This is a genomic window from Dyella sp. CR10, assembly GCF_055814425.1.
In genome coordinates, this window is record NZ_CP185986.1 from 100,802 (window position 1) to 113,316 (window position 12,515).

At 68.0% G+C, this 12,515-nt stretch carries 11 protein-coding genes; 3 read left to right on the plus strand and 8 right to left on the minus strand.

The features are described 5' to 3' along the window. Positions 1 to 9 precede the first annotated feature (9 nt). The 5 genes from pgaD to ACNR9O_RS00490 all read right to left on the minus strand — a co-directional run bounded on the left by pgaD (position 10) and on the right by ACNR9O_RS00490 (position 6,550). The gene (pgaD, locus tag ACNR9O_RS00470; protein ID WP_473684027.1) at positions 10 to 477 is read right to left on the minus strand and encodes a poly-beta-1,6-N-acetyl-D-glucosamine biosynthesis protein PgaD; all 468 of its coding nucleotides are present in this window, start codon (positions 475 to 477) and stop codon (positions 10 to 12) included. Next, the gene (gene pgaC / locus ACNR9O_RS00475; protein WP_473684025.1) at positions 474 to 1,721 is read right to left on the minus strand and encodes a poly-beta-1,6-N-acetyl-D-glucosamine synthase; all 1,248 of its coding nucleotides are present in this window, start codon (positions 1,719 to 1,721) and stop codon (positions 474 to 476) included. The genes pgaD and pgaC overlap by 4 nt, the downstream gene beginning before the upstream one ends. A 9-nt stretch (positions 1,722 to 1,730) precedes the next feature. After that, positions 1,731 to 3,593: a poly-beta-1,6-N-acetyl-D-glucosamine N-deacetylase PgaB gene (gene pgaB / locus ACNR9O_RS00480; RefSeq protein WP_473684023.1), complete on the minus strand. Its 1,863-nt coding sequence runs from the start codon at positions 3,591 to 3,593 to the stop codon at positions 1,731 to 1,733. A gap of 43 nt (positions 3,594 to 3,636) precedes the next feature. Continuing rightward, on the minus strand, positions 3,637 to 5,772 hold the full coding sequence (gene pgaA / locus ACNR9O_RS00485; RefSeq protein WP_473688417.1) for a poly-beta-1,6 N-acetyl-D-glucosamine export porin PgaA: 2,136 nt from the start codon (positions 5,770 to 5,772) through the stop codon (positions 3,637 to 3,639). A 346-nt stretch (positions 5,773 to 6,118) separates the two neighbouring features. Further along, the gene (locus tag ACNR9O_RS00490; RefSeq protein WP_473684021.1) at positions 6,119 to 6,550 is read right to left on the minus strand and encodes a hypothetical protein; all 432 of its coding nucleotides are present in this window, start codon (positions 6,548 to 6,550) and stop codon (positions 6,119 to 6,121) included. Between the two features lie 263 nt (positions 6,551 to 6,813). Between ACNR9O_RS00490 and ACNR9O_RS00495 the strand changes: the two genes are divergently transcribed. Both ACNR9O_RS00495 and ACNR9O_RS00500 read left to right on the plus strand, forming a co-directional pair. Then, positions 6,814 to 7,494 (plus strand): response regulator, encoded by a 681-nt coding sequence (locus tag ACNR9O_RS00495; RefSeq protein ID WP_473684019.1) that lies wholly within the window; start codon positions 6,814 to 6,816, stop codon positions 7,492 to 7,494. Positions 7,495 to 7,506: 12 nt separating this feature from the next. Continuing rightward, positions 7,507 to 8,547 (plus strand): Hpt domain-containing protein, encoded by a 1,041-nt coding sequence (locus ACNR9O_RS00500; protein ID WP_473684017.1) that lies wholly within the window; start codon positions 7,507 to 7,509, stop codon positions 8,545 to 8,547. On the opposite strand, the gene ACNR9O_RS00505 is transcribed toward ACNR9O_RS00500, so the two are convergent. Together ACNR9O_RS00505 and ACNR9O_RS00510 are read right to left on the minus strand one after the other, a co-directional pair. Continuing rightward, entirely contained in the window at positions 8,544 to 9,251 is a 708-nt protein-coding gene (locus tag ACNR9O_RS00505; protein ID WP_473684015.1) for an aspartyl/asparaginyl beta-hydroxylase domain-containing protein, read from the minus strand. The two genes, ACNR9O_RS00500 and ACNR9O_RS00505, sit on opposite strands and share 4 nt — an antisense overlap. A 125-nt stretch (positions 9,252 to 9,376) precedes the next feature. After that, positions 9,377 to 10,690: a carbohydrate-binding protein gene (locus ACNR9O_RS00510; protein WP_473684013.1), complete on the minus strand. Its 1,314-nt coding sequence runs from the start codon at positions 10,688 to 10,690 to the stop codon at positions 9,377 to 9,379. A gap of 388 nt (positions 10,691 to 11,078) precedes the next feature. On the opposite strand from ACNR9O_RS00510, the gene ACNR9O_RS00515 reads away from it, so the two are divergent. Beyond that, entirely contained in the window at positions 11,079 to 11,459 is a 381-nt protein-coding gene (locus ACNR9O_RS00515) for a YciI family protein (protein ID WP_473684011.1), read from the plus strand. A 67-nt stretch (positions 11,460 to 11,526) separates the two neighbouring features. Here the strand turns inward: ACNR9O_RS00515 and ACNR9O_RS00520 are convergent, their stop codons facing one another. After that, complete coding sequence (locus ACNR9O_RS00520; RefSeq protein WP_473684009.1) at positions 11,527 to 12,363, minus strand: DUF4377 domain-containing protein; 837 nt, start codon at positions 12,361 to 12,363, stop codon at positions 11,527 to 11,529. Positions 12,364 to 12,515 lie beyond the last annotated feature (152 nt).

Consider the following 12,515-nt stretch of genomic DNA (forward strand, 5'->3'; position numbering starts at 1 on the left):
GCCCGCAGCTCAGCGGGCCGCGCACGGCAACGAGGCGTCTTCCCCGCGGTGCACGACTTCGCCACCGTCGGGGAACTCCAGCACCATGCGCGGCGCGCGCTGCATCCAGGCAGCGGTTTCCTGCTGCACGCCCAGCGTCGCGGCGATGGCGCGGCGCTCGACCGCACGGGTGCGCTGGCGACGGTCGCGATGGGCGAAGCGCAGGTAGTTGTAGGACGACCACACCATCATCAGCAGCCCGCAGCCCGCGGCAAGGGCGAGCAGCATCGCCAGGTCCTGGCCGCCGTGGCCGTGTTCGCGCACCGCCATCTCCACGTAACCGACATGGAAGCCCAGCGCCCATGCGACCAGCGTCACCAGCGGCAGCCATAGCGATGCCCAGGCCATCCAGGCCATGAGCGTGGCGGTCGTGAAGAAAAAACGCCGCGCGGGATGCTGGCGCTCAGGACGATGGATGAGAATGGCTTCGGCTTTCATCGGATACCTCGATCAGGGCTGGTCCACACGGCGCGCGTGCCTTTGCGCTTGAGCAAGGCCTTGGGCAAGGCCGCCACGGTGGTGGCTGTGCTCAAGATCCAGTAGGTGAGGGGATACCAGATCATCCAGTAGTAGTTGCGGCCCACGCGTGTCTCGTAGCGCCGGTCGATCAGCGTGCTGAGGCCGAACTGCAGCAGGCACACGATGCCAAGCACGACGCCGTGCCATTGCGGCAGCAAGGTGTCGATGTGCAATGCGGGCGGCAACGCGACGAACTTGCCCAGCAGCCACAGCGCGACGATGCCGGTCACCACGTAGGCCCAGGCCAGGCTGGCCATGTACTCCAGCGCCACCGGCCACATGCGCCGGCGGCGCCAGGAGAGCAGCTGGCGCGCATAGCGCAGGGTGACTTCCACGCCGCCCTGGGCCCAGCGCAGGCGTTGCTTCCACAGGCCGCGCAGCGTTTCGGGCATCAGAATCCAGCACAGGGCATTGGGCTCATAGCGGATGTCCCAGTGGCGCATCTGCAGGCGCCAGCTGATGTCGATGTCCTCGGTCACCATGTCGGTATTCCAGTAGCCGACGTCGTGCAGCGCGCTGCGGCGAAAGCAGGCGATCACACCCGATACGGTGAATACGCGGCCATACACGCGCTGCGCGCGCTTGATCAGGCCGATGATCGAGGAAAACTCGCCGACCTGCAGCTTGCCCAGCAAGGTGGAGCGATTGCGGATGCGCGGATTGCCGGTGACCGCGCCCACGCGCGGGCTGGCGATCATGTGGGAGACCAGCCAATGGGTGGCGTATTCGTCCAGCAGGGCATCGCCGTCGACGCAGACCAGGAAATCGCCGCGCGCGGCCATCGCCGCCATGCGCAGGCCCATTGCCTTACCCTGATTGCTGGCGAAATGGATCACGCGCAGGCGCGGATATTCCTTCAGCAACTGGTCCAGCTGTGCGCCGGTGTCGTCGGTGGAACCGTCATTGACGGCAATGATCTCGAAGTCCGGATAGCGCTGCGCATCCAGGTGCGCGATGGTCTCGCGCACCTGCTCGCCCTCGTTGTGGCAGGGCACGATCAAGGTCACGAACGGATAGCGCGGCAGTGGCCGCGGAGCGACGCGGCCGGGCCGGTTGCGCTCCCAGCGCAAGTAATAGATCAGGCCGCCGCTCATCCATACGAAGGACATCAGCAGCGGATAGTAGAAGGCATAGTCCATCAGCCATTCGACGAGCTCGCGCATGCCCTTGCCTCACGGTTCCTTGTACGGATGCCCGGCCGCCGAAATGTACGGTCGGATCGCTTCCAGCGATGGACGGTCCTCGACGAAGTTGTCGGGGTAATAGCCGAGGTGGCGCGCACCCTGCGCTTGCAGCAGCCGCAGCCGCGCGCCGAGCACCTGGACCGGCACCGGTTTGCCGCTGGCGCGCCAGTCCACCGCCGCCAGCTCGAACACGGTACGGTCCATGCCTTGCGGCTGCGCGGCGACCGCCGCGGCGAGCCGGCGGAACCACGCGTCGGTCGCCGGTTCGCGGTCCAGCTGCGGCATCGCCATCAGGCCGGTGTAGTCGTAGGCGGCGTTGAAGGCGGCGAGACTCTGCGCGAACCAGGCTTCCGCCGCCGGCTGCAGCAGCGGGCGTGCGTAGAGATTGCGCGCGGTCTTCAGTTGCGCGCGCCATTGCCGTGCGCGCTCGGCGAGTTCGCGGGTGAAGTCGATCAGGTACTGCGTGCGCTGCGCCGGCATGCTGCGGGCGAGCGGGCCGAGGCGGTCGGTGTCGCGCAGGTAGGCATCGTCGGAGAACAGCAGGCCGTTCATGCCGCCGTGCATGGCGAGGTCTTCGTAAACCTCGCCGATCAAGGCGCGTACGTGCGGGTCCCATGGTGCGAGGCGATAGTGATCGCCATCCCTGGGCGCGCCGTTGCCCAGGGTCGGCAGGTCGTATTCCTTGGGAAACCGGAACGCCAGCACCGGCATCCACGCATACACCTCGACTTCGCAGCGTGTTCGCAACTGCCACGCCACACGGCCGAACAGGTCGGCGCGCATCGGCAGGTGACGGTTGGGGAAGTACACCGCATCGGCCACGCCGTCGCCGTCCGGGTCGGCATAGGCCTGCAGCCATACCTGCGTGGGCTTCATGCGGCGGATGCGGTCCAGCAGGGCGGAGAGGTTCTTTTCCTGCTGTGCCGGATCCGGGTCGTAGACGTAGTCGAGGTCCACCTGCACCACGCGCTGCGGATCGATCGCGCGCTGGCGATAGATCAGCGCGGCGAGACCTTCGACGCCGATGTTGCCATCGATCAGCAGGCGCGGAAGGTTGGCGCCTTTGGCCAGCGTCGCCGGTTCGTCGTCCAGGCTGAGCGAGACGTTCATGCCGACGTCGGCGGCCTCGGCCTGTGCCACGCGGTTGTAGGCGCCGTATGGCCACACGATCGCGCGCGGACGATGACCGGTATGGCGCTCGATCTCGTCGGCGCTGTGGCGCAGGTCGGCGCGGATGCGCGCGCGGTAGGCGTCGGGGCTTTCATAACCGTGCGCAGGGTCGTAGGCGAGCGCGATCGCCGCGGGCATGGTGTTGCCCTGCGGATTGGCGATCACGCCCTTGTGCAAGTCGTAGGTGTGCGAAGCGATCTCCACCAGGCCGGAGTCGCGCATCTCGTTCACCTGTCGCCAGTCGACGAAGCAGTCGTGGCCGCAGGTCTCGCCGTTGTAGTCGAAGCGCTGTCCTTCAGGCAGATCCATCCATGAGCCTTCCAGCGCGAACAGCGCCGGGTAGCCGTAGGCGCGCAGCAGCGGAAACACGCGCGTATAGAAACTGACGAGGCCGTCGTCGAAGGTGAGCAGCACGGCTTTGGGCGGCAATGCGCGCGTGCCTCGGCGTGCGGCCAGCACGTCGTCCAGGCTCACCATGCGAAAACCGTTGGCACGCAGCCACTCAAGGTGGGCGATCAGATGATCGGTGCTGATCGCAGTGCTGTCGCTGCGGCCGGCGTCGCGGATGTCGTCGCGTACATCGTGATAGTTCAGTACGATCAGCGGCGGCAGCGGCGCGCGCGCAGGCAACGGCGCGGCGAGCACGGCGAGCCGGTCGGCGGCGCCGGCCACGGAAGCCATGGAGAGCAGCACAAGCACGAGAAGGCAGCGGCAGTACGTCATCTCATTCGCCCCAGTGCAGCGAGAGGTCGAGCGTCACGCGGTGGTCGCGCTTGCCGTCGTAAGGCTGGCTGGCCCAGCCCAGGCCCCAGCCGAAGGCGAGGCCGCCGCGTGGCGCATAGGTCTGGCCGTAGCGCATGCTGGCCATCCAGCCGCTGCCGTAGCGGCATTCGTCGTAGCTGCCGAACGAGAGATCGACATGCTGCCGCCACATGCGCTCGTAGCGTTGGTAGAGCATGTTCTCCAGCCGGCCGGTGGCCGCTGCCCAGCGCGCGCAGGCGGGGCTGTAGTACGCGACGTCGGTGCGAGAGTTGCGCGTGGCGCCCGCTTCCAGGCCGGCATCGAGGGTGAGCCACGGCGCCGTATAGGCGCGCTGCGTCCATGCCGCATCCAAGCCGTAGCGACGGTTGCCGTCGCTGAAACGGTCGGCGCTGGCGCTGAGCTTCACGGCACTTTGCTCGCTCGCCCGCCACTGCACGGAGGCGTCGAGCGCATGCGCGGTGACGCCGTAGTAGTGAGCGCGCAGCGGCACGTCCCGGTCGCCCGTGTTGCTCCAATCCAGTGCGTAAGCCCAGCGGTCGTTCGGCGACCAGCGCAGACCGGCTTCGTATGCAGTGCGCCGCGTGGCGCCGCCCAGGGCGGGCAGAGCCTGTACGTAAGCTTCCCATCCACGCGCATAGCGGCGCAGGCCCAGGCCGAGGCGTTCGCGCCGCGTGTCGCCTTCAGGCAGGCTGGCGTAGGCCAGGCGAGTGATGCCGTAGACGCGCCAGCGCCCGGCCAGCAGCGGGCTCTGCAGGGTGGCTTCGGTCTCGTGGTCGGCGTCGCCGAAGTTGACTGCGCCGCCGCGGCCGCGCGCATGGTCCACATCGAACTGCCAGCCGCGCTGGCGATCCCAGGACTGGCGCGCCAGGGCGACATGGAGATCGCGCGGCACCACGTTTTCGACCTCGCGCAGTGCCGGCTCGACGCGCGGGAAATCGCCCAGCTCACGCCAGGCTTCGATGGCGCCCAGGCGTGTGGCGGTGTCATCCGGATCGAGGCCGGCCGCGCCCATCAGCGTGTCTTCCGCGCGGCGCGGCCAGCCGCGCATGCGTTCGACTTCGGCCAGCGCGTGCCAGATCGCAGCGTTGGTCGGGCCCTCCGCGCGCAGTGCTTCGAGACGGCGCCAAGCATCGCGGTACAGCCAGGCTTCCTGGCGCACCTGCGCGGCGGTCAGCGCGGCGTCCACCTTGTGGTCGTTGTTCTGAGGGAGGTGGCTGCCGTGTATGGCGAGCCAGGCCGGTTCCGTGTCGGCGACCCGGTCGATCAGGCGCACGGCGTCGCGGTAACGATCGGCTTCGAGATACGCGTAGGCGAGGCCGATGCGCGGGTCCGTCTGCTCTTGCGCATAAGGGCCCGGATCGGCGCGCAACGCTTGTTCGTATAACGGGATCGCCTGCTCCGGCTGGCGCTGTTGCATCAGCGCATCGGCCAGCGCGGCGGCGGCATAGGGCGGCAAGGCCGCGCCTTGTGCGCGCAGGCTCTGCTCGTCGCGCAGCGCGGCGTCGCTCAACGCGGCGCGGTCGTGCGCGACGAGGCGGTCGGCGAGCACCGCGGCGGCATCGGCGGATGGTGGCCGTTGGCGTTCCAGGGCTGCGTTTTCCAGTGCGACGGCGCGATCGGCTTCGGTATAGGGCTGGCGCGTGTCGGCCGGCATGGCCTGGGTCCAGCGCGTCTGGTGCGCGGCGGCATCTGCTTCGAGGCGGGCCATGTCCGCGGGCGGCAGTGGTTCGGGCAGGACGCGGGCCAGCTCAAGCGCGCGTCCGGCGGCGCCCAGTTCGGATAGCAGGCGTACGCGCAGGATGAGCGCCTCGCCGTCGCCGGGCCAGCGCTGGAGCAGGGTTTCGCACAGGCTCAGGGCCTGCGCGCGGTGGCCGCCGACGTGTTCGGCGCGTGCCTGCGCCAGCAGCCGCTCGCGCGTTGGCGATGCGGTGGCGTGGACAGGGGCGATGCAGGCCAGGGCCAGCGCAGCGGCGAGCGCGGCGCGACAAGGCGCCGCGGAGAATGTGTCGCCGCGTCGTGCTCGCGACCCGGCGGGCGGCATCGCGGCAACGTCGCGTTGGAGGGCTGTGACTGACTGCATGGCTGCGCTGTTGCTGATCGCGCGTGCCGCCCGGCGTGGTGCCGGCCGACATTAGGAACACCCTCGCGTCGCCACGGCGGGCGGACAGGTTCTGAGGGGTTCCTCGCGTCGTGCTCCTTGGCGACGTGAGTAAGTTTCCAGACAGGCCGCGCCGGGGTAGAGCGCGGCCTGCCTTCGACACGTGGTCGACGCATGGCGTCCTTGGCATGCGGGAAGGCGGATGGCGATCCGTGTTGTTTGTCCTGGCCGGATGGGGGGTCAGGGCACGTCGCCGTTGCGCTTAGGATTCTTCTCAGATGGAGGGGGTGCTGGAATCAGAAAAGTCCTAGGGGCCCCATTTTTCCTTGGCGCGGTGCGCGGCGACTCAAGGCTGCTGGAACCAGGCTTCCAAGCGCTGGCGTGCCTGCGCGTCGCGCGGGCCGGTGCAGGTGACGCGGTAGTCGTTGCCGCCATCGGTGGCGACCTGGCAAGTCCACGCGAGAGCGGGACGCGTGTCGATGCGCACGGCGAGCTGCGCGATCCGATCGGGTCCGCAGCGTTCGAACCATGCGTCGCCCCGCGTCACGCGGCCTTCGGCCCGGCGCACGAGCGTGTAGTGCGTGTCACCGACGCTTAGCGTGAGCGTGCCGCTGTAGGCACGGCCCTCTGGTGTGACGCCGATGAGGCGATAGCGGCCGGCGAAACCGGCCGGCAGCTCCGGATCGATGCGCGCGTTGCGCTCGCAGGCATCGTGCGCTCGCGCGCTTCCGGCGAGCAGGCAGAGCATGCACAGCGCAAATCGTGCGTGGGGGGACATCCGTGCCTCCGTGGTGAAGTTTTGTTGAGTGTCCAGGATTGTCCACGGGCTTTCCGAGAAATCCCATGGATGGAGTGGGGCACGCATGCTGCAATCGCCGGATCGCCTTGCATTGCCTGGGCGATGCCGCCGGCGCCGGCGCCAGGCCAGCGATCCGCCAGCCATTGTTCCTCCGCGAACGCGGTATCCGGAATGACCTTATCGCGCCTGGCGTGATGTCCCGGCGCCGCCGGGCGGACCCAACCACCCGAGAGTGCTTCGCCATGTCGCTAACCCCCGCCCGCGGTCCCTATCTCACGAGCAAGAGCGCCACCCGCAATCCCATCCGCGTCGCCTTGCTGGACGATCACGAATTTATCCTCAAGGGCCTGGCCTCGCACCTGCGGCAGGTGGCGGGACTCACCGTGGTGGGCAGCCACAGCTGCAGCCGCGCCTTTCGCGCCATGCTGGCCGAAACCCCGGTGGACGTGGCGCTGGTCGATTACTCGCTCGGCACCGATGACCTCGACGGCATCGCGCTGGTGAAGGCGCTGCGCGCGCACTACCCGCGGCTGCGCATCCTGGTGGTCTCCGGACATGCGGAGGCCGTGACGGTGCGCATGCTGTTGCGCGAGGGCGCCGACGGCTTCTTCGCCAAGAGCCAGGACGCGAACGACATGGTGGAAGCGATCACCAAAGTCATGTCCGGCGAGACGTACTCGCCGCCGAGCCTGGGCGCGATTTCGCCGGCCAAGCCGCCGTCGCCGCTGTCGCCGCGCGAATGGGAGGTGATCCGCTGCTTCCTGGACGGCATGTCGGTAAGCCAGATCGCCGGCAAGTTCAATCGCAGCCTCAAGACGATCAGCACGCAGAAATCCACCGCCTTCAAGAAGCTCGGCATCCATACCGACGCAGAGTTGTTCAAGATGCGCGAGCAGGTCCTGCATTCGCAGGGCATGGCCTGAGGACGCGGCGTCATGACTGCGCGGCGCCGGCCGCCTGAGCCGGGCAATGCCGCGACTCCTTTCGCTGCCGATGATGCAGCCGGTGCCTTGCGCTGCGATGCGTTCGCCGTTGCGCGCGCATGCGTGGCGCTACGGGAGCCGCTGTTCGATGGTGGGGGTGCGCCGATGCGTATCGAGCTGCCCTGCGGCCCATTGCCCTGGCTATGGTTGGACCAAGACCGCCTGCACAGCGTGCTGGAGGGTGCTCTGGCGAGCATGGCCAAGGGCGCGGATCGGAGCGGGGCATCCATCGCGCTCTGGCTGGAGCCGCCGTGCGGCGAGGCCCGCTTGCACGTGGAGCTTTACGCGAACGACCCGGGTACGGGCCTGTTCTTTGATATCGCGCTCGAGGGCGTGCCGCCGATGCCTCGCGCAAGCGACACGCCGATGGGTCGCGCGCTGCTGATCGGAAGCCATCCGGCCCGTTGCCGCATCGTCGGCGCGCAGCTCGCCTGCCTGGGCCTGGGCAGCGACACTTGCGCCACCGGCGATGCGGCGCTCGCCGCCTTCGCCAGGACGCCTTATCGGCTGATCTGGCTGGATGATGTGCCTGACCTGGAGTCCGGAACGCTGGCCGGCACCCTGCGCGGACTCGAACGGAAGCACGGCGAAGGGGCATGCCGCCTGGTGTCGATGTGCGAGGGTGACGATGCGACGGTGCACGTCGAGGGTATCGACGCACGGCTGGACTGGCCCGTACCGCTCGAAGCATGGCGCGTGCTATGCGCCGGGCGTCCATGGCCTGAGCCGGACGGCGAGGCGGCCGCCTGTCGGCTGTTCTTCGAAGAGAGCCGACGTGACATGAAGACCATGCGCGCGGCGCTGGCCCGACAGGATTGGGCCGCGGTGGCGCGCCATGCGCATCGCATCAAGGGCGGCACGATCGTGCTCGGCGAAGAGGCCATCTGCGCACAGGCCGAATGCGTCGAGGAAGCCGCGCGCCGCGGCTCGCCACAGGCGGGCGAAGTGGCGCGCCTGCTGGCCGAACTCGAAGCCGCGCTGCGCGGACGCTAGGTGTTCCTGCCGCCCCGGATCATCGCCGGCAGCCGCCAGCGCGCGACCGCACCCACGCCGGCGATCAGCACGCGCGACAACAGGGCCAGATCCTTCGGCAAGTCGCGGCGGCGTACATCCAGCAGAAGTGCAATGCGCCACTGGTCGCTGGCGTTCCATACCTCGTGCGGATAGGTGTCGTCCCACAGCAGCGCTTCGCCGCTGCCGATGCGGTAATCGCGCCCGGCCAGGCGCAGGATCGATGCGGGCAGTCCGTTTGCGTCCAGCGGCACCGAGAGCCCGAGCTGGAAGCGCAGCACGCCCTTGAACGGGCCACGATGCTGCGGGATGTGCTTGCGCGGCGCGAGGAACGAGAGCGTGGCCGAAAGCACGTCGGGCGACGTGCGTACGAGTTCGCCCAGATACGGGCAGGCAGTCATGTGTTCGTCGACATCGTTGCCGTAGACCTTGAGCAGGTACATGCGCCAATCGTGGCCATCGTTGGCCGAAATGCCGGCCTGTTCGGCCATCAGCTCGTGGAAGCGCGGCACGGTGTGCAGGCGGTCGGTGAGTGCCAGCGCTTCGTCGCGCAACGCCGTCCAGGCATCGGCGAAGCGGTAGCCGTCGGCGAAGCGGTCGACCATGTCCAGTACCGGCGGATTGGCAACGCGAGCCTCGTACAGCGCGCGCAGCGCCTGCGACGAGAGATCGTAAAGACGGCTCATGACGGTTGGCAGCCCCCGGCCCTTGGAACGCGCCAGGAATACTAGCCCGCCTGTGAGCGCGCCGTCAGAGGTGGCACGGCCGCCGCAGGCGCGCGGAGCGGCATGGCCGCCCCGCGCTCGAGGCCTCAGCGGCCCAGGTCGGACAGGAAGCGCTTGGTGTATTGCAGTGGCGTCGTCGACGGCAGCGAGTTGCAGGTCGGCGAAGCCCAGCTGCTGCTGCACGGCGTGTCGCGGTCCAGCGACCAGAAGTGCAGGCCCGCCAGGCCATTGCTCACCGCATAGCTCACCACCGAGTCGGTATTGGCGACGGAGAACACCTCGCTGGTGTTGTCGTTCATGCCGATCATCGGCGTCAGTTCGATCTTGCCGAGCGGGATGCCGTAGGTGTGCTGCAGGTTCTTCGCCGCCTGGATCGCCGATTGCGCCATGTCGCACTGACCGTTGACCACGACGCAGATCGAGGGGCCGGCGGTGCCGTAATCCATCACCATCAGATTGATGGTGTAGTTGCTGAGCGAGGACGCCTTGATCGCCTTCACCACCATGTCGCCGGTGGCGTTGAGGCCGCCGTAGCTGCCGTCGGATGCAGCCAGCGTGGCGAGGGTGAACGAGAAGCGCAGGTTCGGATGCAGCGACTGGCCGTAGGCCGCCGCGGCAATGAGGCTGTTGATCTGTGCCTGGGTCTGGCCGGCTTCGATATCGAAGTCCACGCCCAGCATCTGCGACGTGTAATAGCGGGACAGGAAGCTGGCCATGCCCGCGGTGCTGGAGCAGGTAAAGCTGCCCGCCGCGCCGCCGGTGGAGACGACATAGGGCAGGCCCGCGCTCGCCAGCGCCGTGATGTTGGCGCTGGCAAAGGTGGCGCCGGGAATGCCGCCCCAATTCTCGCTGCCGCACTCGCCCGTGGCGAAAGCCAGCGTCACCGCACTGAGGTTATGCACGTAGTTGGCGTACAGGCTGCCGCTGCCGACCAGCGGGATCGGCGTACCGGTCGCGGCGGCCGTCTGCATCGTGTTGGTGTTCCAGTTGAGATTGATCGTGACGTCCTTGTAGGGACTGAACAGCAGATTGGCGCCGGTGCCCGGCGGAGGCGGGGGGGTACCTCCGCCACCGCCGCCACCGCCGCCGCCGCCATTCGAGCCGCTGCATGCGCCCTGCGACGTCCAAGGCTGGCCGGACCCGGCGCCGCCGTTGTTGGTCGCCGGGTCGTTGCCTTGGGTCCACCAGTTGGCCTTGTAGTTGACGCCGTTCTCGCTGGCGACGTCGCCGCCGACATAGACGGCGCCGGCGCTCCAGGCGGACGCGCAGGCCGGTGCGGTCTGCGCGATCGCCGAGGACGCGGGTGCGATGGCGAGCAAGCTGGCATAAGCGATGGTGCTGGCGATGCTGCCCAGCGCAGCGGACAACAGCTGCGGTCTCGCGGGTGACTTGGCACGCATGATCGATCTCCTCTCTTTTTGGAATGCGGCGAAGGTGGTTGACCGAGGCGCTGCGGTGCATCGCCCCCGAGGGAAGGGCGGTGCGCCATGCCGCTACCGGCAGGCGGTCGTGCGTGCGCGGAGCGGGCGGCAGACGCCTTGGCGATGACAACGTTGTCTTTTACCGGTCCGGCAAACTGTGATGCCTGACTTGAAAAGCGCTTTTGCGGCGCAGCAAGCGAGTTCCTGCGACATGGCTTGGATAGCGATCGCTGCCTGAGGGCGTGACAGACAGGTGAAGAATGACAACGTTATCCATCATGTACCGCCGGTGCTCGGCGTGCCGGTCTGGCGCGTCCGGGCGGATGTACTACCATCGCGTCCTCCCACCCGACGCGAGCGACCGACCATGAAGTTCCTGGTGATGATCTATTGCGACGATCAGCTGCTCGGCGATCTGCCGGACGGACAGTTCGACACGATGATGCGCGGTTGCCTGGACAAGGCCGATGCGCTCAAGCGCGAGGGCACGCTGATCGACAGCCAGAAACTGGAAGCGCCCAAGCAATCGCGCACCATGCGCATCCGCGATGGCAAGACCACCGTCGTGGATGGCCCCTTCGCGGAGACCAAGGAATATCTGGGCGGCTTCAATCTGATCGAAGCCAAGGACATGGACGAGGCGCTCGAGATCGCCAAGTCGTTCCCGTGGGCCAGCATCGGCAGTATCGAAGTGCGCCCCGTGGCCAGCCTGGACGACGAGCGCAAGCGCGTCAGCGTCGCGGCCTGAAGCGCCATGAATAACGCCCCGTCTTCCGGTGAGGAAGGCGGGGCGTCGTTGTTTCCGTGGTTCGTGTTTATTTCTTCGCGGTGACGGTTTCCGATTCCACCACCATGTCCAGCACATAGGCGCTGGACGGCGCATCGGCCGGCGGGTTCTTCAGCGTGAAACGTTTCAGGCGCAGTACGTTGCGGACACCTGGTTCGTGCGTATAGCCCTCGATGTCCTGGTACAGCGGCTGCCATTCGCCGGTGGAAGCGATCGTGCCGTTTTCGGCGTACTTGCGTTCCCGCACCTGCAGGCATTGCTTGTCGGGGATCAGGGGATGGCTGCACGGCTTGGTCTCGGCCGCCACTTCGAGGAACACCGTCTCGCCTTCGCCGCCGTAGCGCGTTTCGGCGGTGGGCTCGCCGGTGAAGACCAATGTGTCGCCCGCATCGGTGACCAGGCGCAGCGTCGGCGTGTCGCCACCGTGCAGGCTGAGCTTCGGGCCGCCTTCGAGGCGTTGGGAGATCGCGCCGTCCAGCGCGGCCAGGGCCGGGTCCGGGCAGGCCATCATGGTCGAGGCGAGGGGGCCGGCCTTGAGCCGGTCGCCCTCGATGCGGAAGCCGCCGCCGATGCGGTTGCAGGCGTTGGCGACAGCCAGGCGGTCGCGCACGAAATCCAGTTGCAGCGGCTTGTCCGGCCGTGCGAACAGCGCGTCGATACGCTTGCCGTCGGCTGTCGTCGCCTCGCTCAGGCGCCAGTGGTAGCGAGGCAGCGATGCGGTGTCCACGGCGGCCGTGGCCGCGGTCGGCGTGCTGGCGACGCTGGCCGCGGAAGCCGTCGGCGCGGGCGTGCCGGACGTCGCCGGCGGAGGCGTCTGCGAGCAGGCGGCCAGGGCGAGCGGAAGCAGCAGCAAGCGGTATTTCATGTTTTTCTCCTTGTTGACCTTCATTCAACGGATCGGCCCGCGGAACGGGGTCGAGCGGGCGGCCGGCGGTGGCCACGGCGTGAATTTCCCCGGCGCCGCATATGCCACAGCGCACGTTGCCCTTTCGTCATGACGGCGGATTCACACCGATT